Origin of the sequence: Chloroflexus sp. (assembly GCF_034431535.1) — a bacterium.
Lineage (GTDB): Bacteria > Chloroflexota > Chloroflexia > Chloroflexales > Chloroflexaceae > Chloroflexus.
In genome coordinates this window covers 1-23,861 of the sequence record NZ_DAOUDC010000040.1, presented here as the reverse complement: position 1 = coordinate 23,861, position 23,861 = coordinate 1, and the positions used below count along the sequence as shown (strand labels likewise).

22 protein-coding genes are annotated in these 23,861 nt (G+C 60.2%); 10 read left to right on the top strand and 12 right to left on the bottom strand.

The window, feature by feature from the left end; all coding sequences use genetic code 11:
- Positions 1–13: 13 nt before the first annotated feature.
- Positions 14–457 (bottom strand): thioesterase family protein, encoded by a 444-nt coding sequence (locus U9R61_RS09885; RefSeq protein ID WP_322488647.1) that lies wholly within the window; start codon positions 455–457, stop codon positions 14–16.
- A 136-nt stretch (positions 458–593) separates the two neighbouring features.
- Here U9R61_RS09885 and U9R61_RS09880 point away from each other — a divergent pair, with 136 nt between their 5' ends.
- Positions 594–965: a response regulator gene (locus U9R61_RS09880; protein ID WP_322488646.1), complete on the top strand. Its 372-nt coding sequence runs from the start codon at positions 594–596 to the stop codon at positions 963–965.
- On the opposite strand, the gene U9R61_RS09875 is transcribed toward U9R61_RS09880, so the two are convergent.
- Positions 946–1,452 carry an HIT domain-containing protein gene (locus U9R61_RS09875; RefSeq protein WP_322488645.1) on the bottom strand — a complete coding sequence of 169 codons (507 nt, stop codon included), beginning with the start codon at positions 1,450–1,452 and terminating at the stop codon, positions 946–948. The genes U9R61_RS09880 and U9R61_RS09875 overlap by 20 nt on opposite strands.
- Positions 1,452–2,556 (bottom strand): peptide chain release factor 2 gene (prfB, locus tag U9R61_RS09870; RefSeq protein ID WP_322488644.1). Its coding sequence is split into 2 segments (ribosomal slippage): positions 1,452–2,486 and positions 2,488–2,556, totalling 1,104 coding nucleotides; the frame shifts between segments, so codons are not numbered across the junction. Before prfB ends, U9R61_RS09875 begins: the two co-directional genes overlap by 1 nt.
- A gap of 160 nt (positions 2,557–2,716) precedes the next feature.
- Between prfB and U9R61_RS09865 the strand changes: the two genes are divergently transcribed.
- A complete protein-coding gene (locus tag U9R61_RS09865) occupies positions 2,717–3,844 on the top strand; it encodes a L,D-transpeptidase (RefSeq protein WP_322488643.1) in 1,128 nt (375 codons plus the stop codon).
- A 309-nt stretch (positions 3,845–4,153) separates the two neighbouring features.
- Here U9R61_RS09865 and U9R61_RS09860 read toward each other — a convergent pair whose 3' ends face one another.
- Positions 4,154–4,939 (bottom strand): peptidase M23, encoded by a 786-nt coding sequence (locus U9R61_RS09860; RefSeq protein WP_322488642.1) that lies wholly within the window; start codon positions 4,937–4,939, stop codon positions 4,154–4,156.
- Between the two features lie 3 nt (positions 4,940–4,942).
- Positions 4,943–5,290 (bottom strand): hypothetical protein, encoded by a 348-nt coding sequence (locus tag U9R61_RS09855; protein ID WP_322488641.1) that lies wholly within the window; start codon positions 5,288–5,290, stop codon positions 4,943–4,945.
- A gap of 640 nt (positions 5,291–5,930) precedes the next feature.
- On the opposite strand from U9R61_RS09855, the gene U9R61_RS09850 reads away from it, so the two are divergent.
- A complete protein-coding gene (locus U9R61_RS09850; RefSeq protein ID WP_322488640.1) occupies positions 5,931–6,770 on the top strand; it encodes a low molecular weight phosphatase family protein in 840 nt (279 codons plus the stop codon).
- 316 nt (positions 6,771–7,086) lie between these two features.
- Here U9R61_RS09850 and U9R61_RS09845 read toward each other — a convergent pair whose 3' ends face one another.
- From U9R61_RS09845 to glgP, 4 genes are all read right to left on the bottom strand, one after another.
- Positions 7,087–7,227: a hypothetical protein gene (locus U9R61_RS09845; RefSeq protein WP_322488639.1), complete on the bottom strand. Its 141-nt coding sequence runs from the start codon at positions 7,225–7,227 to the stop codon at positions 7,087–7,089.
- Positions 7,228–7,237: 10 nt separating this feature from the next.
- Positions 7,238–8,404, bottom strand: a complete 1,167-nt coding sequence (chrA, locus tag U9R61_RS09840; RefSeq protein WP_322488638.1) for a chromate efflux transporter — start codon at positions 8,402–8,404, stop codon at positions 7,238–7,240.
- A gap of 34 nt (positions 8,405–8,438) precedes the next feature.
- Positions 8,439–9,221, bottom strand: a complete 783-nt coding sequence (locus tag U9R61_RS09835) for a Fe-S cluster assembly protein HesB (protein ID WP_322488637.1) — start codon at positions 9,219–9,221, stop codon at positions 8,439–8,441.
- 80 nt (positions 9,222–9,301) lie between these two features.
- Positions 9,302–11,452 carry an alpha-glucan family phosphorylase gene (gene glgP / locus U9R61_RS09830; protein ID WP_322488636.1) on the bottom strand — a complete coding sequence of 717 codons (2,151 nt, stop codon included), beginning with the start codon at positions 11,450–11,452 and terminating at the stop codon, positions 9,302–9,304.
- Between the two features lie 267 nt (positions 11,453–11,719).
- On the opposite strand from glgP, the gene U9R61_RS09825 reads away from it, so the two are divergent.
- Positions 11,720–13,687: a DUF4838 domain-containing protein gene (locus U9R61_RS09825; RefSeq protein WP_322488635.1), complete on the top strand. Its 1,968-nt coding sequence runs from the start codon at positions 11,720–11,722 to the stop codon at positions 13,685–13,687.
- Positions 13,688–14,042: 355 nt separating this feature from the next.
- Here the strand turns inward: U9R61_RS09825 and U9R61_RS09820 are convergent, their stop codons facing one another.
- Positions 14,043–14,708 (bottom strand): hypothetical protein, encoded by a 666-nt coding sequence (locus tag U9R61_RS09820; protein ID WP_322488634.1) that lies wholly within the window; start codon positions 14,706–14,708, stop codon positions 14,043–14,045.
- 321 nt (positions 14,709–15,029) lie between these two features.
- The gene (locus U9R61_RS09815; protein WP_322488633.1) at positions 15,030–16,421 is read right to left on the bottom strand and encodes a selenium-binding protein SBP56-related protein; all 1,392 of its coding nucleotides are present in this window, start codon (positions 16,419–16,421) and stop codon (positions 15,030–15,032) included.
- Positions 16,422–17,173: 752 nt separating this feature from the next.
- Between U9R61_RS09815 and U9R61_RS09810 the strand changes: the two genes are divergently transcribed.
- From U9R61_RS09810 to U9R61_RS09785, 6 genes are all read left to right on the top strand, one after another.
- A complete protein-coding gene (locus tag U9R61_RS09810; protein ID WP_322488632.1) occupies positions 17,174–17,629 on the top strand; it encodes a DUF6992 family protein in 456 nt (151 codons plus the stop codon).
- Positions 17,626–18,693 (top strand): class I SAM-dependent methyltransferase, encoded by a 1,068-nt coding sequence (locus U9R61_RS09805; RefSeq protein WP_322488631.1) that lies wholly within the window; start codon positions 17,626–17,628, stop codon positions 18,691–18,693. The genes U9R61_RS09810 and U9R61_RS09805 overlap by 4 nt, the downstream gene beginning before the upstream one ends.
- 373 nt (positions 18,694–19,066) lie before the next feature.
- On the top strand, positions 19,067–20,239 hold the full coding sequence (gene eis, locus U9R61_RS09800; protein ID WP_322488630.1) for a GNAT family N-acetyltransferase: 1,173 nt from the start codon (positions 19,067–19,069) through the stop codon (positions 20,237–20,239).
- A 120-nt stretch (positions 20,240–20,359) separates the two neighbouring features.
- The gene (locus U9R61_RS09795) at positions 20,360–20,626 is read left to right on the top strand and encodes a hypothetical protein (protein WP_322488629.1); all 267 of its coding nucleotides are present in this window, start codon (positions 20,360–20,362) and stop codon (positions 20,624–20,626) included.
- A gap of 258 nt (positions 20,627–20,884) precedes the next feature.
- Positions 20,885–21,541, top strand: a complete 657-nt coding sequence (locus tag U9R61_RS09790) for a hypothetical protein (protein WP_322488628.1) — start codon at positions 20,885–20,887, stop codon at positions 21,539–21,541.
- A gap of 88 nt (positions 21,542–21,629) precedes the next feature.
- Entirely contained in the window at positions 21,630–22,700 is a 1,071-nt protein-coding gene (locus U9R61_RS09785) for a glycosyltransferase family 4 protein (RefSeq protein ID WP_322488627.1), read from the top strand.
- 198 nt (positions 22,701–22,898) lie between these two features.
- Here U9R61_RS09785 and lgt read toward each other — a convergent pair.
- Positions 22,899–23,861, bottom strand: a 963-nt coding sequence (gene lgt / locus U9R61_RS09780; protein WP_322488626.1) for a prolipoprotein diacylglyceryl transferase, incomplete at its 5' end; no start/stop codon positions are given.

The window sequence follows — 23,861 nt, the reverse complement described above, 5'->3', positions numbered from 1 at the left end:
AGCTGCGTCGCCGCTACGATCCGCCTAGCCCACCCTGTAGCTCGGCGACGCGAGCGCGAAACTCATCGCTCACCGGCACACTGCGCCCGGCAGCGTAATCGTAGGCCACCAACACCGACTGCGCCGTCGCGATCAGCGCGCCATCGCCAAGCCGGGCAATCGCGTACTCCATGGTAAAACTTTTGCCGCCGATCCGGCTAACTCGCACGCCAACCAGCAACTCATCGCCAAAATGGGCCGGCGCTTTGTAGCGAATCGTTAGTTCGGCCAGAATGATCCCCAACCGGTCGAGCGAGCCGCCCAGCAGCCGCTGGTAATAAGCGATCCGGGCCGATTCGAGGTATGTCGCATAGACTGAATTATTGACGTGGCCAAGCGCATCGAGATCGCGAAAGCGCACTTCAATCGGGTAATGAAACGGATATTCGGCAAGCACTGCCGGCACCGGACGAGTCATGCTCTTACTCCTCGTATCACTCTTCATTCGCCAACATCTACCCGGTTACTCTCTGGTATAATGGCGCACAACAAACGCCAACCTGCTCGTGTCCATCCCAACCCATTCCAAAACTATGACTGACAAGGAAACAGATATGTCAGCAAATAAAGGCACCATCTTCATCATCGACGATGATCTCGGCCTACAAAGTATTTTGTCATTCGCCCTGCGCAACGCCGGCTACGAGGTGGTGTTGGCTCGCGACGGCCTCGAAGGGTTGCGCATGCTCGAAAACCTCTCGCCTAGCCTCGTCTTGAGCGATATTATGATGCCCAACATGGATGGTGTCGAGACGTTCCAACGCATCAAAGAGCGCCTGCAAGACGATGGCATTCCCATCATTCTGATGACGGCGCTCAGCCGCAAGCCGTGGTTTGCCGATCTTGAGGCTGAAGGCGCCGTGATTATTCAGAAGCCGTTCGAGATATCGCATCTCGTCGATCTTATTAAGCGGACGTTGAGTTAAGCGCGGCAAAATGCGGGTGCAGCCGCACATACGTTTCTTCCAGCGCTTCAGGGATCAGCTTCGTGCCGCCAATCACTGGCATAAAATTGTTGTCGCCGTTCCAGCGCGGCACGATGTGCATGTGCAGATGATCGGCGATCCCAGCGCCGGCCACTCGCCCCAAATTCATGCCAACGTTGAAGCCGTGGGGCGCATACTCATCCTGAATGATCGCAACGCACTGTTGCGTCAAAGTGAACAATTCCCCAGCAATATTACTATCAAGCGTCGTAAGATCGGCAACGTGCAGATACGGCACCACCATCAAGTGGGCCGTATTGTAGGGGTAGAGGTTCATCACCACGAAACAATGCCGCCCGCGGTAGAGCACCAACCGTTCGGCATCACTTGCACTTTCGGCAGCGGTCATCGCGCAGAACACGCATCCCTCATCAACGTCACCACGCTTGATATACCGCATGCGCCACGGCGTATACTTAATCTCCATCACGACTCCTGCACGTTTGCACGCAAAAAGGCTTCGATAAACGGATCAATATCGCCATCGAGCACGGCTTGGACGTTGCTCGTTTCATAATCGGTGCGATGGTCTTTGACCAGCGTCGAGGGGTGGAGGTAATAGGTGCGCATCTGGTTGCCGAACGCCGCCTCGCGATACTCGCCGCGCAGCCGGGCCCGCTCTTCGGCTTGCCGCTGCAATTCACGTTCGAGCAAACGGGCGCGCAAGACGCGCAGCGCCGTTTCGCGGTTCTGAATCTGCGAGCGTTCGTTTTGGCACGTCACCATAATCCCGGTCGGCAGGTGGGTAATGCGCACCGCCGAGTCGGTCGTATTAACCCCCTGCCCGCCATGGCCGCCACTGCGAAAGACATCGATCCGCAGATCTTCCGGCTTGATCTCTACCTCCGGCGCGTCGTCCACTTCCGGCATCACCTCAACGCGGGCAAAGCTAGTTTGGCGGGTATGAGCCGCGTTAAAGGGCGAAAGCCGGATAAGGCGATGCACGCCGGCTTCGGCGCGGGCATAGCCGTAGGCATACGGGCCACGGATCTCAATCGTCGCGCTCTTGATCCCCGCCTCTTCGCCTTCGCTCAGATCAATCAGATTGACGGTATAATCATGCCGCTCGGCCCAACGGGTGTACATGCGCAAGAGCATCGCGGCCCAATCTTGGGCATCGGTGCCACCCATCCCGGCCTGGATCGAGAGAAAGGCGTCACGATCGTCGTAAGGGCCGCTGAGCAGCACCTCTAGCTCGCGCTGTTCAACCTCGTGCTGAATGGCGCGCAATTCGGCGGCCAGATCGCCAACCAGCGACTCGTCACCTTCTAGCTCGGTCAGCTCGATCAGCTCGGCGAGACTCGTGATCCGGCGCTCGAGATCGTTCCACAGCGTGACCTCTTCTTTCACCCGGGTCAACCGCTGCATAATCTCTTGCGCGGTGCGCGGCACATTCCACAGATCGGGATCGGCAGCACGGGCTTCGAGTTGCTCGATCTCGGCTTGCTTGGCCGCTAAGTCAAAGATGCCCCCGCAGATTGGCAAACCGTTCGCGGACTGTTTCGAGTTCGTCGTGCAATTCGGCTAGCATGATCGCTCCTTAGACGGATGATTCGCATCACGTGCGGGCAAAGCAGCGCTATGCCTATGGGGCACAGCGCTGCTTTGCCCCTCCTGCTTTCCCTATGGTACCACAGCTTCGCCTACTGTATAATAAGCGTAGGATTCGCACTGAAGAAAGCGGCGCAACGATGCGGTATCTCGCATTGATAGCCGGAGTGCTGCTGGCGCTGTGGGGCGCGCCGCTGCACGCGCAGAGCAACGCGCTCTACTTTGTCGCCACCGGCCAGCGGCTCGATGACACCTACGGGTTTCTCAGCGTCTGGCGGGAGAGTGAAGGGCCGCTAACGCTAGGCCAGCCGATCAGCGCCCCCTTCCGCGACGGCGAGTTGACGGTGCAATATTTCGAGCGCGGCAGGCTGGAACTGCATCCGGCCTATAACAATACTGTGCTGCGCGGAAGGGTTGGAGCCGAGTATGCCGCTGCATTGGGCCGGTCGTTCCCGCTCCCCGCCCCATCCGTGCGCGAGTCCCCCGTGCGCCGCTTCTTCGCCGAGACCGGCTACACCCTTGGACCGCCCTTTCTCGCCTTCTGGGAAGCGCATGGCGCGATCGATATCTTTGGTCTGCCGATTAGCGAACCACGCTGGGAATACGTTGGCGGCGCGTTGCGGCAAGTGCAATACTTTGAACGGGCCCGACTCGAAGTCGATCCCCGTCCTGTTGATCCGGCTAACGCGGTGCGGATCAGCGACCTTGGCCGCGATCTGGCCCGCCTGCGCGGAGTCGATCTGAGCCCAGTCGTCGCCAGCAATGCGCTGCCGGTTGATGCCAACGGCCAACTCCAAGCGACGCCGCCTGCGCCACCCCCAACTGCCGCGCCTACCCCGGCGCCGGCAGCGAAACCACCGGCTCCCAAGCCTGCCCAACCGGTCATCCGCTTGACCGGCGACAAGCTGATCATCGTCGATCTGAGCGACCAATGGCTCTACGCGCTCGACGGCGATCGTATCATCTTCGACGCGCCGGTCTCAACCGGACGGGATGGCTTTAACACGCCGGTCGGCTCGTTTAGCATCTACGCCAAAGTGCGCGAACAGACGATGCGCGGATGCGCTGGCGGCGAATGTTGGGTCGTTCCCCGCGTCCCCCACGCGATGTACATCGTCGGCGGCGTTGCACTGCACGGAACCTACTGGCACAACCAATTTGGCACCGGCGTGCGCCGCAGCCACGGCTGCATCAACCTGCCGCTCAAAGCGGCGGCATGGCTCTACGAATGGGCCCCGGTAGGGACGCCGGTAGTGGTGCGGCGGTAGAAAAGCATCACCCCTCTCCCGCCGTGCGGGAGAGGGGTTAGGGTACACCAACACATCGCAACGCGATCAACCATATCGCTGATGGCCCTTCACCCCTCAGCCCCCTCTCCCACCTCACGGCGGGCGAGGGGAGCCGCTGCGTGGCTAGCTCAGCCAATCGCGCGATCGAACACGATGATCGCCCCTCTCCCGCGTGACGGGAGAGGGGCCGGGGATGAGGGTGAAGTGGCGCAGCGCAAAGCCATCAACCGCATCTGCGCTCATACGCTCTGTCCACCCTTAAACCTGCCGTGTGCGCGGGGTTGAGAGCTACTCCACCACGATGGCCATCACCGTCTGCCATACCCCCACATTACCGGCATTATCGAGCGGCTTGACCCGCAACCAGCACGTACCGGGAGCCAATGGCGGTGCCGTCACGCTTGGCTCGGTCACAAACCACTCGCTCTCGCCAGCCGGATCTGGGCCGAGGTAGAGCCGGTAACCGGCTACGCCGGAAAGCAGATCGCTCGCCGCGGGCCACACCAGCGTGATCGCTTGCTCGCGGGCCAGTGTCAGCGTTTGCGGCATCGCTACCAACACCGGCGGCGAAATGTCATAACCGACCGGCCCATAGCTGGCCAACGTCTGCCGGCCATCAGGCCCCCACGCCCGCACATAGAGCGTATGCCAGCCCTCACCCATATCAGCTAGGCGGGCATAGCCATCGTAAGCGCCGGGGAACATTGGTTGATCCGCTGGCGGCTCGGCATTCCACGCTTGGCTGAGGCCGCCGCCACCCCACGCCACGCTAAAATCGATCTGGTGATCGACGTTATACCATCCGGACGGCAGTGCTGCGCTGGTAAACGTCACCGCCGGATCTTGCAGCGACATAGCCGTCAATACCTTGCCGCCGTGCTGATTGCAGCCGCCGATTTCAGGCAAATCGTAGCCCTCGGCAAACTTCAGCGGCACCGACTGGCGACTGCTCCAGCCATTCGCGCCGGCAGTATAGGCCATAAAGTGAAGATGGGGAATACCGGGCGAACCACGATCACCCGCATACCCCAACACATCGCCGGCTGCAAACGCATAATCGCGCGCGGTCGTCACCGGCTAGCTGAGATGGGTATACATCGTAAAGAAGTTATTGCCGTGGGAAAGGATCATCGTGCCGCTGCGCGCCTCCCAATGCCAAAGCGTACCGGAGGCAGCCGCCCGAATCGGAGCGTTGTAGGTCGGGCCATTCACTTGGGCCAAATCGAGCGCGTAGCGATCCCAGCCAGCATGGGTGCCACAAGCGTATCCCTGAATAATTCGCCATGGTTCGCCGGGGGGAGTGGGGAGAACGAGGGTAGGAGCGGCAGCGACAGGCACGGGTCGAGCGACGAACGAGAGCATTACGGCGAACAGCCAGCCGAGCGCGAACAGAGTGCAACGGCGGCGCGTCGAATGCGTCACCATGCAGATGTTTCCTCCGGGCGTTGTCACACGCGGGGCCAACGCCATTCAACACGGAATCACATCGTCACACTGCAGTGTGACGATGGAACAGGACGAACATGGTCCTGTCGCGGAGCGCTGTGTCATATACAACAAGGTATATGACATATATTGCCAGTATCACCTTCGATATGGCACGACGGCAAGATACCATAAGTCGGCGATATGGTCAAACAGGGTGAAGGATAGCCACAACAATACACAAAAAGCGTGAGATAAGCGAGGTTTTGGCTATTGTGACGGGGCATGCGCTCTCTGGTCATGGCGCAGGGGCGCACCCTTCTGTCATTGCGAGGGAGCGGCGGTCCCCAGCGCAGCGGGGCGCCGCCCAACCGAAACACTCTCCCCTTCAGCGGATAGCACCCGCCCTCGTGGGAGATTGCTTCCCGCCGCGAACCGCTCGTCAATGCTGCAAGACATCTTGCGCTTCAGCGGATAGCACCCGCCTTCGTGGGAGATTGCTTCGCCGCCTACGGTGGCGCGCAATGACAGAGGAAAGCGGAGGATACCGCTCGCGGCGGTCCGATACGTCTTCAAACCAACTCTAGACATGGTACAATGCGGGTAAGATCGCGACTAGCAAAACGCGCATTACGCACCTATGTCGCCCACCACCCAATCCATCCTCATTGTCGGCGCTGCCGACACTGGACGAGCGCCGATTGCCGTGGCTCTGCTACGCCGGATGGCGCAGGCCCGCGGTTACTCGTGGCAGATCGCCTCGGCTGGCGTTATCGGTCACGATGACGACCCGTTGCAACCGGCGGCGCGCGATGCGCTGGCGTTGCTTGGCATCGCCGCCGATGACCACATCGCTCGCTCGCTGACCGATGAGCTAGCGGCGGCAGCCAACGTGCTGATTGCCGTCGATAGCGGCATTACTCGCGTATTGCGCAGTCGCTACCCGCAGGCGACGATCGCTTCGCTCGGTGAATTGGCCGGACGAGCGCGAGATATTCCTGACCCCGCCGGGATGCAGGTCGGCGCGTGGCTGCACTATAGCCGCGAAATGGAACAGTTGCTGCGTGAGGGGTTTGCTCGCATTGTCGCTCTGCTCAGCGGCGAAACTGCACCGGCGCCGCCGCAACCAGCAGCAGCGCCGCCACCAGCACCGCCAGCCCCACCAGAACCGCCTGCTGAACGGCAAGCGATCTGTGCCCGCGCCACCCACCTGCTCGACGCGATACAGGCGATGCCCGACGTGATCGACTGGCCGGCAGCGCGTGGCCGCATCCAAACGACATTGGCCGAACTCATCCCGCTGGCAGCCGCACCTACCGACCTGACTGCACTGTATGTCGAAGCGATGAACCTCTGGCTCACGCGCCAAACCATTGTTCCTGCCGCTGACCGGCTCGAACGCCTGCGCGCCGCGATCAAACGCGCCCATCAGCCGGTGGGGCAGACCGAGGTAGCGGAGGTTATGCGGTGGGCGGATTGATTCGCGTACAACCGCAGGGCGTGTGATAATAGGCCGCGCGGTGCTACGTCGACCAACACATCTGATGTGACGTCGCACCGCGTGCGGCGACTGGGGTCATTACTGGGGCCATTACATTATGTAAAAACGACCGGCTGTGCGGCTCCATAATGCTGCGCGAATGATTCCTACTATCCCGCAATGACGGTTTCAAAAGCCACCTGCAACCGGCTGGACGGCTGCGTCATGGGAAGAACAAAACGATATGACAAAATGGGATGAAGTTTCAAAAGCCACCTGCAACCGGCTGGACGGCTGCGTCAGCACATTCAGCTTCTCAAACCCGATCACGCGCCCATTGCGATCCTTCATCAAGATCACTATCAGTCTCTTTGCAGGTATATTCATCTTGTGGCTGGTCAAACCAGACGGTTAGGGTATTACCGGCCTGATCATAGAAAACCTTCACGTGGGCCATTGCCACACCATCACCCCGCCAACCCGCCAATCACGGCCCACCCCACCACCACCGCCCATGGCGGCGCTCGCCATACGTGCAGCGCCGCAAATGCGCTCAACGCCAACGCCACATCCACCGGGCCGCGAATGGCGTTGGTGATAACCGGCTGGTACAACGCCGCCAGCAAGATTCCCACCACCACCGCATTGATCCCCGCCAGCGCCGCTTGCGCCGCCGGTTGTGCGCGCAACGCGGCCCAGAACGGCAAGGCGGCCCACACCAGCAAAAACGACGGCAAAAAGATCGCAATCAGCGCCAGCACGCCGCCGAGCCATCCGCCGGGAGGCGCTGCCGCCACCGCGCCAAGGTAGGCGCTGAAGGTGAACAACGGCCCCGGCACCGCTTGCGCCGCGCCATAGCCGGTAATGAAGGTATCGGCGTTCATTAACCCTGCACCGACTGTCACCGTCTCGAGCAAGGGCAGCACCACGTGCCCGCCGCCGAAGACCAACGACCCGCTACGAACCATACCAGCCAGCAACGTCAACGTCGCGTCATCGCTCAACGTTGCCAGCAGCGATCCGCCGAGCAGCACGGCAAAGAGGGCAGCGAAACCAATGCCGACGCGCGGCGTGATCGGTGAGAGGAAGTTCGCTCCGTTCGTGCTGGCAACCTTCAGTAGCCGCCACCCGGCTAGACCGCCCAACCCGATCACTAGCAGTTGCACCAGCGCATCCGGCCAGAGCAGTAAGACGATCGCCGCCGCAATCGCAAAACTGGCCCGCAACCGATCCGGGCAAAGGCGCTGGGACATCTGCCAAACCGCTTGCGCAACCACCGCCACCACCACCACCTTGAGGCCACGCAACCACCCGCTGGCCGGATCACCCAATACCGTCACGCCATACGCCACGCCGATCATGATCAGCGCTGACGGGAGCGTAAAACCGAGCCACGCCGTCAACCCGCCAAGAAAACCGGCCCGGATCGTTCCAATCGCAATCCCCACTTGGCTGCTGGCCGGGCCGGGCAAAAACTGGCAGAGCGCGATCAGATCGGCGTAGGCTGCTTCATCCAACCACTGCCGCCGCTCGACAAACTCGGTGCGAAAATAACCCAAATGCGCCACCGGCCCGCCGAACGAGGTCAATCCCAAGCGCAAAAACACCAAAAAGACCGTCAGCGGCGACATCATATCTCATCCTATACGGTCACAGCGTACTGTGCCCCTACCCATCCCGATATCGATACCAATTACACACCACGCGCAACGGGCAACCATCATGGCGATCCAGAAAACTATTGCGGCCCGGCTGGCGCGAATAGACCCGCCGCGCCGGCGGGCCATCGCAGCGGGGCCGCACTAAACAATAACGAACGGCCAACTCGTTCAATTGGGCATGGAAATCGGCCAGCAACACCGGATCAGCAAGCAGTTCGCTGGCAATCGCCTGTTGCACCTGCGCATAGCTCGCGCGCTCCCACGCCAACCGCTCTGGCGCAACACGGGCAAAGATCCGGCGGGTGTAGGCATCAACCACAAACAGCGGATGCTGCCCGGCGTAGAGCAAAATCACATCCGCCGTCTCTGGCCCGATCCGCGGCAACTGCAACAACTCGGCCCGCAGCGTCGTCGTCGGGCGGCTCAGCATCATCGCCAGATCGCCATACCGTTCCTGAATGGCACGGGCCAGCGCGATCAAACCGCTCGCCTTTTGCCGGTAAAACGCGCAAGGGTAAATCAACGCCGCCAACTGCTCAGCCTCAGCATCCGCCAGCGCCGCCAGATCAAGCAAACCGGCAGCGTGCATCCGCATCACCGCCGCTTCCACCGTCTCCCAGCGCGTCTGCTGCACCAGCACCGCACCAATGACCATCTCAAGTTGAGGGTTATCACTCACGATTGGCCACCACGGGCACGTCGCCTGTGGGCCGTGCAACGGGCCAAAATGAGCCGCCAGCCGCTGGTAAATATCAATGACGGGTATACTGTCAGGGTTGTTTTGGCTCATCATAACGCCAAAAACGCGAAGACGCGAAGAGAACGCGAACTGAACCCTCATATCTCTTCGCGTCTTTGCGTTGAACGTACTTACACCGCTGGCATTGCGCCCTGCACCGCTACCGGCATATACATGTCACGCAGGTAATCAGCCAGCATCCGGCGCGTGCTAAAGATTGGCGCTACCGTTGCGATCGCCTCTTTGCAAATCTGCACCCACTCCACCGGAATGCCGTTGGCGTCGCGGTTATCGTAATAGCGCGGCACAATCTCGTGCTCCAGCAAGTGGTAGAGCGACATAGCATCGTTCCAATCCTGCTCTTCCTGATTGGCGTACTCGCGCTCTTCGCCAATCGCCCACCCATTGCGCCCGTTGTACGCTTCCGGCCACCAGCCATCGAGCACCGAACAGTTCGGCGCGCCGTTCAAACTCGCCTTCATCCCGCTGGTGCCGCTGGCTTCATAAGGCCGGCGCGGATTGTTGAGCCAGACATCGACCCCTTGCACCAACGCCCGCCCGACTGCCATATCGTACTCTTCGAGGAAGATGATCCGGCCAGCCAACCCCGGTTGCATCGCCAGCCGGTAGACATCTTGAATGAACTGCTTGCCGGGATCGTCGCGGGGGTGGGCTTTGCCAGAAAAGATAATCTGCACCGGCTTGCCCGGCCGGTTGAGAATGGCCTTCAGCCGTTCAATATCTTTGAAGAGCAGCGTCGCCCGCTTGTAGGTCGCAAACCGACGAGCAAAGCCGATGGTGAGAATGTTCTCTTCGAGCACAGGCCAGACCGGCGCCGGAATGCCGAGCCGCATGTAGTGTTGTTGCAGGCGTTGGCGGCTGAACGCGATCAGATCGCTCTTAAGCTTTTGGCGAGTGCGCCAGAAGGTCTCGTCCGGAATCTGGTACACCTTCCGCCAGAGCTGCGGATCGTCGAGGTTGTCTTCCCAATTCTTGCCGAGGTACGAATTGTAGAGCGTGCGCATTTCCGGCGCTAGCCACGTCGCCGTATGCACGCCATTGGTAATCGACGTGATCGGCACTTCATCTTGGGTACGGCCGGGGTAGAGCCACTGCCACATCCCGCGCGCCACGAGGCCGTGCAGCTTGCTCACGCCGTTGTGGTAGGCCGAAAAGCGCAGCGCCAGCGCCGTCATGGCAAAGGTCGGCCCCCAGTGCTGCTCTTGCAAAGCCAGATTCATAAACTCATCACGGGTGAGGTTAAGCTGCGGCCAGAAGCTCCAGAAGAACTTCTCGATCATCGGCAGCGGGAAGGCATCGTTACCCGCCGGCACCGGCGTGTGGGTGGTAAAGACGCAGTGGGCCTTGACCTGCTCCATCGCCTCTTCCAAGCTATAGCCCTGTGCGACCAGCTCGCGACACAGCTCAAGTACGAGGAAGGCCGAGTGGCCTTCATTCATGTGCCAGACGGTCGGCTTGTAGCCGAGCCGGCGCAAAGCGCGCACGCCACCGACCCCCAACACCAGCTCTTGCGAGATGCGCATCTCTTGATCGCCGCCATACAGCCGCGCTGACAGTTCGCGGTCTTGCGGACTGTTCGGATGGATGTCGGTATCCATCAAGAGCAGCTCGGTGCGACCCACCTGAAACTTGTAGACCTTGGCGTAAATCGTGCGACCGGGCAGCTCGACCTCAACCACCACCTCGCGACCTTCGGGATCAAGCGCGGGCAACGCCGGTACGTCGGCGAAGTTGAGCTTGTTGTACTCGGCATGTTGCCAGCCGCTCTGGTCAAGCCGCTGCCGGAAATACCCCTGCGGGTAGATGAAGCCGACGCCGACCAGCGGAATTCCCATATCGCTGGCTTCTTTGATGTGATCGCCCGACAAGATGCCCAAACCGCCCGAATAGATCGGCAAACTCTCGTGTAAGCCAAACTCGGCGCTAAAGTAAGCGATTAAGGTGTTTTTTGCGTCGGGATAATGCTTGCTAAACCACGTCTTCTTGGCGCTCATGTAGCTGTCAAAACTCTTGAGCACCGCGTCATACCGCTTCAAATAGGCCGGATCGTTCGCCGCCGCTTCTAGCTTGCGCTGGCGCACGTCACGCAAAAATTCGACCGGATTGTGATACACCAGCTCCCATAATTCCGGGTCGATCGAGCGGTACAAGTCTTGCGCTTCGGGATGCCACGTCCACCAGAGATTGTAGGCAAGCTCACGGAGCCGAGCAATCCGTTCCGGACAGGGCGTGAACAGGATCTCGTGTTCAAACCGTAGCATGGGTTCCTCACATCATCATCTGATGCTAACCGCCGGCGATACCGGCATGATACCAGGAATCTTGCGTGCAACCGCCACTCATGATCGCATGCGGATTTGAGCGTAGCAAACGGCGGCTTGCCTGCATTGTAGCCGCTGAAGGCGAATTTGTCCACTATGCAACTAATTCGCTCTCTGCCCCTGCCCGCTCCTTGTTCCATTTACCCCTCTTACTGCTATAATAACCGCGGTACACACCAAGCTCTTTGCACCGGCTCAGCACATGGCATGAACCATTTTCTCACCAGCCACTGGTCGATCGAGCTAGCGAGCGACCAGCCTACGGCCCAGTTTGCCGCTCACGAGTTGCGCCGCGCCCTCCAGCGGATGGGAGGTCCAGTGTTGCCAATTACTGCTGCCGCCGCCGGCCCGCGCATTGCGTTGCGCCACGGTCCCGACGGCGATGGCTTTGTGCGCATGGCCGATGAGCGCGGTCTGGTGCTGATCGGTGAAGGGTCGCGTGGCTTGCTCTATGCGGTCTATAGCTTACTGGAAGCGTTGGGATGGCGTTGGGCCGGCCCCGGCCCTGCCGATGAGTACCTACCGCGCTATGCCCAGCTTCGCTTTCCTGCCGCAACAGTCGCCGAGCAGCCAGCATTCGCCCGCCGTGGCTTGGTAATCGGGCACGACCTCTTTCTTGCGCAGGCCGAAGCGTGGATCGCGTGGGCAGCGCGGGCGCGGCTCAACACGATCTTCATCCATACCATCGGCGCCAGCGGGATGCCGCTCGGCGCCTGCCGCTGGCGCTACTGGCAGCAACGCCGCCCCCGGCTCTGGCCGCTGATCGCCGAACGCGGCTTGCGGCTCGAAATCGGCGGCCACCATCTGCGCGACGCCGTCCCGCGCCGGCTCTTCCGCCAGCAACCTGATCTGTTCCGCCACGACGGTCGCCGGAGGGTGGCCGATGGCAACCCTTGCCCGACCAATCCGGCCACGCAAGCCTTGGTGCGCGATTGGGCGCGCAGATTGTTCGCCGCCGAACCCAACGCTAGCGTGTATCACCTCTGGCCGGAAGACCGGCTCGGCGGAGGCTGGTGCATCTGCCCGCACTGCCGCGCCTTATCGCCGTCTGACCAGTCTCTGATCCTCGTCAATACGATGGCGGTAGCCTTGGCCGAACACAACCCCGCCGCCCACATTGCCTACCTCGCCTACCACGACACCTTCGCCCCGCCGCAGCACATCGTTCCGGCAGCCAATGTCGAGGTGGTAATCGCACCGCGCCAACGCTCGTATGCCACCGGCATCGGTGACGCCGCCAACCCGGTCAACGGGCCGCTGGCTGGGCAGATCGCCGCCTTGCGCGCCACCTTCCCCGCCGGGGCCAGTGTGTTTGAATACTACCTCGACGGGATTTTGTTCAAATCGACCCTGCCACCACTCGGCCCAACTATCGCCGCCGACCTATGCACTTACCACGAATGGGGGCTTGACGGCGTTCACGTCCTGCTGACCGGCGACCGGCCATGGTTAGCGGTTGGACCCAACCCGCACAGCTTTGCGGCGCTAGCGTGGCAACCGCAGCGCGAACCAGCGGCGCTGCGCGGCGAATACGCCGCCACTCGCGCCCCCGCTACGGCGGCGTTGCTCGACACGGCCTACGCCGCGCTCGAGACGGCGTGGCGGCATACCCTCGCCATCACCCCCGCCGACCTGCGCCGGCAACACGACGGCCACCGGCACGATCCGGTCACGCACCCGCCGCGTGACATCCTCGACAGCTATGACGCACCGCCGCCCCACTGCGAACAGCGGCTGACAGCGCTGCACGAAGCGTTGGATGCGCTGCCCGCCGGGGAAGCGGCGCTGGCTGCCGCGCAACACACCGCCGTCGCCGAGCAAGCGGCGCTCACCGCCGACGCCGCCGAATGGTCAGCGAGCGCGCTATTGCTCCGCTTTTTCGCCGCCCGCCAAGAAGCAGCGGTCGTGCAAGCCCGCCGCGCACCGCCGGCCCGCCAACGGCAAGCGCTCGCCGCCGCCCGCACCGCCTATGCCGATCTGCTCAACTGGGCCGCCCGCCACGTCCCGCCGTCGGCCCACGCCGGCCATCGCCTGCTGCGCACACTGCTCGCTCTGCACCTCGACCAGCTCGAACGCCGCATCGCCCCGCCGTGGCGCAATGCACAGCGGCGCTGGCAACGCTGGCGCGAACTGGCGTTGCTGTTGGCACGGCTGTGGTGGCAATGGCAACGGTGAGGGGAGGGGGAAGCAGACAGAAAATTGATAAACATGTCAACTGCGCTTGTTTGCTTTCTCTTTTTAGCATTTCTCTCTATCTTTTCAGGATTGGGACGCCCCTCGCGAAATGATTGCAACGTTTCGATAAGGAGGCAGTCCAGAACAATGATCGCAAAACCTGAATATAGGCTTACTTCCATCACGTTCAAACTCGTTGTGGGGGTTGGTAGACATGAGAAACCTCCTTGCTGCAAGGGGCTTACAAAGATGCTTTGCAATGCGGTAAGTACCGATGGAAACGCGCGGCTCATACAATGGGGTATGCGGCAGTGTACTGCCGCAATCCATAGTAGCACAAGTTAGGATCGATCACTCACCCCATACTCCACACCCCCAACCCAATCGCAATCACGCCGGTCATGGCCAGCACCGTCACCCACACCAGATCGGTATTAATCCACGCCCGGCGTAAGATTTCAAGGCCCACCACGTAATAGACGATCAGCGCAATCGCGGCCATGGCGGCGAACATGCCGGCGGTATGCACCACCACCGCCAATGTCGCGCCGAGCATGGAATCGGCTATTGTGGGCGTATGATGCATGTGACTGTGATGCGCGTGCTGCGTCGCCGGCCCCATCGCCACCAGCAGCGGCGCAACCATCAGTCCGGCGCCGTGCGCGCTCGCCATCAAGAATGACCACCACGCCAGTTCACCCGCGCTGGCCCGGAAGCGGGTGGTGGGATGGCGGAAACGGGCCAGCAGCCGCCAGCCGCTAAACCCCAACAAGATCACGCCGGTCAGCACGAGCAAGAGATTGGTTGGCAAGGCATAGCCGATCAGTGCTGTCACAAAAGCGGCCAGCGCAATCGCGGCGGCATGGCCGATCGCAATCGGCCACAGCGCATAGAGCACCGCCTGCGCCCGGCCCTCCTGCAAACCTAAGCCGGTAGCGAACAACCACCCCATCGCCGGGTTGAGACCGTGGAACAAACCGAGGCCAAATAACGACCCCCAGAGCCATGCTGCCTGATCCACTTGCTACCTCCAAAGGGTCTATGGGTGCCAATCACTTGTTCGTTGGCTCATTCGCTCGCTTCCCCGCCTGCAACCCCTTGCCCGCCATCCCGCGGCTCCCCCTTGCCCGCCGTCAGGTGGGAGCGGGCAAACGGTTGATCGCTAGGAGCAGATCAAACCCTTTGCGTTCTCTGCGATCGTCGCGCCTTTGCGTGTTACCCCTCTGCGCCTTTGCTCGCTTGGCGTCGGTGTACGGCACCCCTCCCCCGCTGGGGGAGGGGCACGGCGTGGAGCCATTCCCCTTCCCTATCAGACGATAACTGGGCCGGGCGCCCTGCGCCATCACGGGAAGCAGTACGAATCGCTCGACGCATCGCCGCCTTGCAACCGGATCTGGTGAACACGCTGATCGCCAAAATCGACGAAGAAGTTCGGATCAAACTGCATCCCACCTTGTGGATCGGCGTCTACTTTCACCATCCAGCCGTGGATTCCATCCGGGTAGAACTGCTCGTCCCACGGCAGATAGAGCGAATTGGTGAAATAGACCCGCCGGCCATCGCGACTCACCTCAACCATTTGCGGCCCGCCGTTGAGCGATCCCGCCGCAACCGGATGCCCGACCCGCCGCACAATCCCGCCAATCTGGAGGGTGCCGGTCAGTTTCGGATTGAACGGATCGGAGACGTCGTATTGGCGTAGTTCGCCGGTACCCCAGCACGAGACGTACAAGAAGCGATCATCAACCGTCAGGTTAATATCGGTCACTAGCGGCGGCACCGCTTTGAAGGGCTTGAGAATATCGGGAAGCTCATCTTCGCTCGCCGGCTCGGCAGGAATCTCGATCACCTTGCGCACCTGCCACGAACCGTTGTGCCGGTGCCATAGCCAAATCGAGGCCGAGAGGTCTTTGAGGCTGACCACGCTGTTGAGGAAGCCGTAGGCGTTGGTCGGATCGTGCGCTGGGCGCAGCTCAAGCGCCATTTGGTGCTCGGCGCCAAGGTCGAGCGTCTGCAGATGGCGCCGCCGGTGGAGATCCCAGATATGAATGCGATGGCCGTACTTGCCGGCCAGCAACTCTTCACCGAGCACGCCATGCTCAACCATGCGCGGCGTGCCCCACTCGCTGGTGATGAGCGTATCGTAGCCGAGATGCCACCAAAAATCGTAATGGAGGTACTGGTCGGCCCGATCAATCTCCCACCGGCCCAACACCTCAAAAGTGTCGTGATCGAGAATGAAGATGCCACCCGGCCCCTCACCTTCGGGGTTGCCCAGCGCCGAGATATAGATGCCGTCCGGACCGCAATGCACCGTATGCGGGCGCGCATAGCCGGTGCGCTCGAACAACTCGCCGGATTCAATCACCTTCACCACTTGCGGTTTGGTCGGTTGCTCTTTGATATCGAGAATGGTGATATGCGAGCTGCGAATATCCGGCACTACCAGATAACGCCGTTCGACGTGCGGGTGCGGCGCGTTAGGGCAGAGCATCGAACTGCACGCATTCCAGCCGAAATGGTGCAGCTCGCCGCCAGTGTATGGCATCTCGGTGGCGCCAACTACCTTGCCAAAGGTGGATGATTTAGGATCGACATCGACCACGCACATTGCATCAGACTGGCCATTGCCGTGCGGGTTGAGCCGCACCACATACGCGAGCGCCTCCGGCGGTGCTTTGGTCGCCATGCGCGGCGAGGGGTAAAACGTCGGATCAGGACGCCAGATAGCCACGGTGACACCTCCTTCATTGGATCAGACCCCGTATCGTGGCGAGTGGGCAAGCCGTTGCTCATCGTTGACCCCTACGTCAAATCTATATTTTCGAGCGAAAAAGTCAGGTTTCTTAGCTGCGCAGGCCGTGACGCTCGCCCTCTGAATCGGTAACGCGGCATGTCTAATTCCATGCCGGTTCGCTATGCTTGCGTTGTGGAAACGCAGTTTAGTTGAAAATTATTAACTCGGTGTACTGCCACTCTACAACAAGCCCGGCACTTGGTCAAGAGCAAAAAAACAGGGAGTAGGGAGGTAGGGAGGTGGGGGATACAAGAGCATCACTGTCTTCCCCACACACAAACGTTCGCGCCTTACCTTAGCCGGTGCATACGTAATGATAGGCTCGAACAGAATCGCCGGGATCATATCAAACCCTTTGCGTTCTCTGCAATCTTCGCGTCTTTGCGTGTTACCCCGCTGCGCCTTTGCGCGCTTTGCGGCTGTGCATAGCACCTCTCACCCCCATCCCATCGCCCATTGACGCGGAAGAGAGGAGTGTAGAACCAGACTTTAAGGCATCACACAGCGATCAACGGTTGTGATCGACCGAATATTCTGTCCGCCCCTCAACCCCTACCCTCACGGAACACGCCGCCCGCGCTCCTCTGAACCGCACAAGGTGCGGGCCGCTGACACCTTCCGCATCACCATCCCCCCAACCGGGTATAATGAACACGAGGCGTTCTACGATAGAGGGTATGATGACCGCTATGAACGATAACTTCTTTGCCTTCCAATACCACGCCCTCAAACCGCTTGAGCGGTGGGGCGCCGGGAGCGTGATTGGCGGCGCAGTCCTATCGCTGCTGCCCGGCTTCTGGCGTCACTTCGGTCTCCAAGCGATCAGTTGGGGCGCAATCGATTGGCTACTGGCCATTGCTGGCCGCCGGCAAGCTTTGCTCAAAGCCGAAGATTTGGCTGCCGGCGATCTTGACGAATCAGCGACTCATGCCGCTGCCGAGCGGATGCGCACCATCTTGCTCGTCAACGCCGGCCTTGACCTGCTCTACATCGGCGCCGGTCTGTGGCTGCTGCGCGCGGCAGGCGATCGCGCCGACCGGCGCGGCCTAGGAGCCGGCATCCTCGTCCAAGGTCTCTTTCTCTTGCTCTTTGATAGTATCCTCGCCGCTGAAATCAACCGGCGTTGGATTCCGCCATCGCCATGATCAACCAACGCATCTTTCCATTGTTGCAATGCCCGACCTGCCGGGTACGTCCGCTCATTGTCGAAGCTGACGGCGTGCGTTGCCCGCGCTGCCAGACGCTCTACCCCTCCGGCGATGGCTATCTCGACCTGATGCCACGCGAGGCCGAGTTTGATTACGTTTCTAAGTACGTTACCGACGAAGAGCAGTTGGCCGCCGAGCTTGACTACCGCGAACTAGCGCCGCCGCTGTTGGCCGCCGGCGTGCGCGACCGCACCCTGCGCCGCTTGATGCGCTGGCGCAAGAGCGATGTGGTGCTTGATAACGGCTGCGGCACCGCCAAGCATGCCGTCTGGAACGCAAAGTATGTCGGGTTGATGGTGGGTTCCGACCCGGCGACGCTCTTTGCCGATGAAGCGGTGCTCACGGTGACGCTGGCCAAAGCCGACTCGCGCATGTTACCCTTCGCCGATGGTAGCTTTGATAAGGTCTTCGCGATCGACATTCTCGAACACTTTCCGCTGCCGGTGATCGATGCTTATCTGGCCGAAACGGCTCGCGTGCTGCGACCCGGCGGGCGCATGCTGGCCTTCTCGAACACCCGCGAACGCTCGCCAATCCAACCGGTGATCGACATTAGCCGGCATATTGGCCGTCTGTTCGTCAAGGCTGGCGTCTACGACTTTGAGCGCGAAAAGCTGCGCAAATCCGATCACATTAAAGCGCTGGAGACGTGGGAAGATGTGCTGGCCGCCTTCGAGCGGGCCGGTCTGCGCCCAGTAAAGGTTGTCTTCTGGAACAGTCTGTTTACGACCTTTGTGGAACATGTGCTTATGAAACTCGGCGAAGCTATCATCGGGCGGGTACGCGGGCGCAAGGCGGCCACCAATCTCCCGGCAAGAGTAAGTGCCGGCGCAGCTCGCGAGATCCGCGCGCGTCAGCGCATGCGCGGCTATCTACGCAAAAAAGGGCCGGTCTACTATGCGCTGCTGGCTGTGACGCTGCTGATGGAGCTTGACCTCTGGCTGTTCGGCTGGATGCGCTGCGGCAGCTACTTCATTCTGGTCGAAAAGCCGCGGGGGTGAGGTTAACCGCTGAGGGCTCAGAAGAATAGCCCCAAAAAGACGCAAAAGACACCAGAATCCTTTTGTGTTTCTTGCGTCGCTTCATGGCTATTCATTTACCCTCCTCCAGTGGAGGCGGGGCCGATGACCAAGGCGCAAAGCTGCTTAACGCCACAGCGCCAAGGGCGCAGCGGTCGCAAAGGCGGGAGAATGGGAAGCCGGGAGGGAGGAGCCTTTCCCTTGGCACCATTCTCCACCCCCTAGCTGCTCTCCCCCAGCGGGGTTGAGGGGCCGGGGGTGGGGCTGCAATGACCACCAAAAGACCCAAAATACATACAATGCTTTTCGTGTCTTTTGCGTCTCTTCGCGGCTATTCAAACAACGGAGTGATCCGATGATCACCTACCGGCAACTCACCCCAACCGATTTCGAGCAATTCTGGGCGCTTGACCGCTACGCCTTCGCCCACCAGTACCACCGTGGCCGCTACACGCCGGACGTCATCGCCCAACTGCGCGGGTTGTTCGTTAATGGCGAGCATGTGGCCCAATTGCAGATCATGCCTTTCCAAATGCAGGCGGGCAACGGTGAATTGCCGGTTGGCGCGATTGGCAGCGTAGCGACATGGCCGCAGCATCGCCGGCGCGGCTATGCCGAGCAGCTCTTGCGCTACGCCTGCAACGAACTTCGCGAGCGCGGCACGGTGCTAGCCCTCCTCCACCCCTTCCGCCACGACTTCTACCACCGGCTGGGTTGGGCGCTGGCCGGCGAACGGCGCTTGGTGCAACCGTCCCCAAGCCATCTACGCGCCTTCCAACCCGCTCCCGGCGCGCATATCCCCGCCGGCCCCACCCACATCGCCGAACTCGACACTATCTACCGCGGTGCGTTGCGCGGACGCTACGGCCCGCTGGTGCGCCCGCCCGAATGGTGGCAGGTTGATGTCTTGCAAACGTGGGGCGGTGAACCCTACCACGCCTTCATCTGGCGCGACGAGCAAGGCAAGGGGCGTTCGTACCTGATCTACCGCCTTGAGCGCAGCAACAACGGCGACCGGCTGGTTTGCCGCGATATTGTCGCTCTCGACCCGCTGGCCCGCGCCCAACTCTTCGTCTTCATCGCCCGCCACGCCGATCAGATCGGCGCCGCCGAGATTCCCACCCCAATTGACGCCCCGCTCAATGCACTGCTGCCCGCGCCGGCGCCAACCACAGTTGTGCCGCTCTTTATGCAGCGCGTGCTTGACGTGCAACACTTGCTCAGTCTTTACCCCTTCGCCCCGGCTGCCGGCCAGCTCACGATACAGATCGCCGATGATTGGCTCCCGGATAACGCCGGACGCTACCAGCTCGCGTGGCACAATGGCCGCACCACCGTCACCCGCCTCGACCCCGGCGAAGCGGATCTAGCCTGCACCAGCACCACCCTCAGCCAACTCCTCAGCCGCTACCTCCGCCCACGCACCGCCGCCGCCTTCGGCCTGCTCAGTGTCAGCGATCGGCGCGCACTGGCCCTGCTCGAACAGGCGCTGGCCGGCTTGCCGCCGTTTTGCGGCGATTATTGGTAAGCGAATGACCATGGCTGCTGGTTGTATATGCGCCGACCCATTCTTCGCGCAGATGAGGTACACACTCTCCTTAATTGCTATAATAAGACCAGCAGTCGTATCTCATAGTCCCCAAACCTTATGGACATTCATCCCGATCGTAACAATCCAACTGTAGTTCTTTTTGGATTAGTACATCGAAACCCTGCCAATTCAAAACTGCACCGCTATGCCAATCAAATGTGGTGGCTGGCGATACTAATACCTCTGCAATGTTTGGCTCTCGCTGGAATTGAGACATTGGTATCAAAACTTAAAGATTATGATTTCAATCCTTGGAATGCTTTAACATTTTTATCCGGTTGGCTGCTAGGAATGATTGTTCTTAAAACAACTCTTCGTTTTTAGGAGATCGATCTATTATTAGTTTTATTATCATCCCAATGAGCACCGTTATTAGTGTCTTTGGAAATATAAGTTTTATCAATCTAAATACACCTAGAAATAATGAGTTATCAAGTTTGTTCTTTGCTCATTTTTAATTATTTTTGTATTTGGGAATACTACAATCATAACTTTTAGCTTGTTAGTATCTTCGTATATTCTAATTTTTACTCTTTTTTACAGGAATTAGCAACCGATCCCTTTCCAGCGCTCAGCCGCTGGATGGATCGGGTTGAAAAAATAGCCGGACGGCGCCGATTGCTCTTGTGTTTCGATGAATACGAGCGGTTGGAAGAACTGCCGGACGAGAGTCGCACCCGTATACTCCATTTCCTACGCGCCACCATTCAACATCGTGCGCAATGGATCGTACTCTTGAGTGGTGCGCGCACGTTTCGCGAACTAAAACCATATTGGAGCGATTATCTCATTCATGTCACTCCGATCCGGATCAGCTTCCTCGATCCGGCTGATGTTGATCACTTGTTGCGCCAGCCTATCCCTGACTTCCCTAACAGATACGAACCCGGTGTAGTAGAAGCTATCTTGACCGAAACCAATTGCCACCCCTATCTCGTACAGTTAACCGGCCAACGGCTGGTTGAACATCTGAACAGCCGCCGCCGGCAACGGATAACACTTGCCGATCTAGCCGCAGTGTTTGACCTCGCAATTGAGAATGACCCTTTCATGCATGAATCATGGTCTAGATGTAACGACGATGAGCAACAGGCGCTCGTCACCCTTGCCCGTGGTTCTCAACCGCCTGCCAGTCCCGCTACCGAGAGCTTACGCAAGCGTGAACTGATCAAGATCGTAAATGGTCACTACCAATTTGTGGTGCCGTTGTTTGCGCGCTTTGTCCAGCATCAAACCTAACCCCCTCTCCTCCATTGACACCCTCGCCAATCTGTGCCAAGATCGAGCAGTTGTGTGAAGGTTGGCCGCTGGATGGAGTTTCATCGCTATGCTGCGCCCGCTCTACATCTCGCCGCTTGGCCGCGGCGGCGTCGATTTTGGCATTCAGAATATCACTCGCGCTGTGCAGCGCGCCGGTTTATCGCCGCAATTGCTGCGCTTGCCGGAGCTGTACAACTTTTTACCCGTGCTCATTCCCAAGACGTTACCCGCCGATGTAGCTCGCCGCTTCGATATCGTGCAAGGCCGCTCGCGGGTCGCGTTCAGCCTGCGCGGGTATGGCCTGCCGGTGGTGACGACGGTACATCATCTCACCACCGACCCGGCCTTGCAACCCTATAGCTCGTTGGCTCAGCGTCTCTTCTACCGGCTGGTCGAGTCGCGCTACGATGACCTGTCGATTGCCTACGCCGACGCGGTGGTCTGCGTTAGCCGCTACACTCAGCGCATGGTGGAGATGACCTACGGACGCCGCGACACGGTACTGATCTATGACGGCATCGACACGGATGTCTTCGTGCCGCCGCCGGGCATGGCCCGCCGTGACGATGGCTTGCCGCCGAGCAATGGCCGCATCCGTCTGCTCTTTGTCGGCAATCGCACCCGGCGTAAAGGGTTCGATCTGCTGCCCCAGATTATGGATCGGCTGCCGGACGACTATGTGCTCTATTACACTGGCGGTTTTCAAGGGCGCGACGCCGGCCCGCCCCATCCGCGCATGATCCCGATCGGTTCGCCTGACCGGGCCGGCTTGGTGGCCGCTTACCAGAGCTGCGACATCTTACTCTTTCCCTCGCGGCTGGAAGGGTTTGGGATTGCCCCCGCCGAAGCGTTGGCCTGTGGTCGTCCAGTAGTGACGACCAACGTTGCCGCGTTGCCCGAAGTGGTCGACGAGGGCCAGAATGGTTTTTTGGTCGCGCGCGACGATGTGGCTGGCTACGCCGAAAAGGTTCGCATCCTCGGCGAAGACGCGGCGCTGCGGCGCCGCTTCAGCGAGCATGGGAGAGAGAAGGTAGTAGCCAATTTCGGCTACGGCCCGCTTGGCGAGGGGTTCAAGCACCTGTACACCCGGTTGCTGGATCGTGAAGGCGCAAAGGGAGCAGAGACGCAGAGATCATAAAACGCAAAGACGCGAAGAGCGCAGAGGGCGCAAAGACTATTAAACGCAAAGGCGCGAAAAGCGCAAAGAACGCAAAGGTATGTTGAGATTAGCGTCAAGCGTACTTGTCCCTCCCCCATCACCAAGCCTTCGCGCCCTTCGCGTTCCTCTGCGCCTCTGCGTTTACCCCTCTGCGCCTTTGCCCCCTTCGCGCCTTCCTTATCGCGGCCCAGCAGCCAACGTACCGGCAAATGGCCGCCGGTGGTTGAGGAAGAGCAGAATCGCGCACAGCCCAATCGCAAGCACGCTCACCAACTGCGCCACCCGGATGCTGCCCTCGCACGAGCCGCCGACCCCGCTCGCGCACAAGCTATCGATCCGCAACCCTTCAATCCAAAACCGACCGCTTGAATAGATGATCCCGTACAAAAACAGCAGATCACCCGGATTGAGCCGGCGCCGTTCAGGTGGCGCCAACCGGCCAAACCGGTGGTCAAGCCAAAGCAGCAAACCGGCCCCGGCCAGGTTCCACACCGACTCGTAGAGGAAGGTCGGGTGAAAGAGCGTGGTGATGGGATAGGTAGCGAGATCGTGATAGGGCGGTACGCGGTATTCAGGATCGATCCGCAACCCGAATGGCAAATCGGTCGGGCGGCCATAGGCCTCTTGGTTAAAGAAATTGCCCCACCTCCCGATGCTCTGCGCCAGCAAAAAACCGGGCACACAGACATCGAGCCAATCCCAATACGGCAGTTTCGCGTAGCGCGTATAGAACACGGTCGAGAGCAGCGCGCCGATAATTGCACCGTGGATCGCGATCCCGCCGGTGGTGAGGTTGAATGCGCTCCATGGGTTAGGCGCGAACCGTTCCCACTCAAAGGCGACGTAATAGATCCGCGCGCCAGCAATACCGAGGATCAACCCTAACATCAACTGGTTCCAGACGTGATCGGGGTGGTAGCCGCGCGCGACCGCCCGCCGCGACGCTAGCAGGGCCGCAATCAACGCGCCGGTCATGATTATCGCACCGTACCAGCGCACCACGATCGGGAACCCAAACAAGGTAAAGCTAATCAAAAACGGATCGTCAGGCGGATAGAGAACCATAGTTTTTCCAATAATAATGATGTGCGGCGTCGCCAGCAGGTGGAATGGCAAGTCAAGCTGCTCGAAGCCGAGATG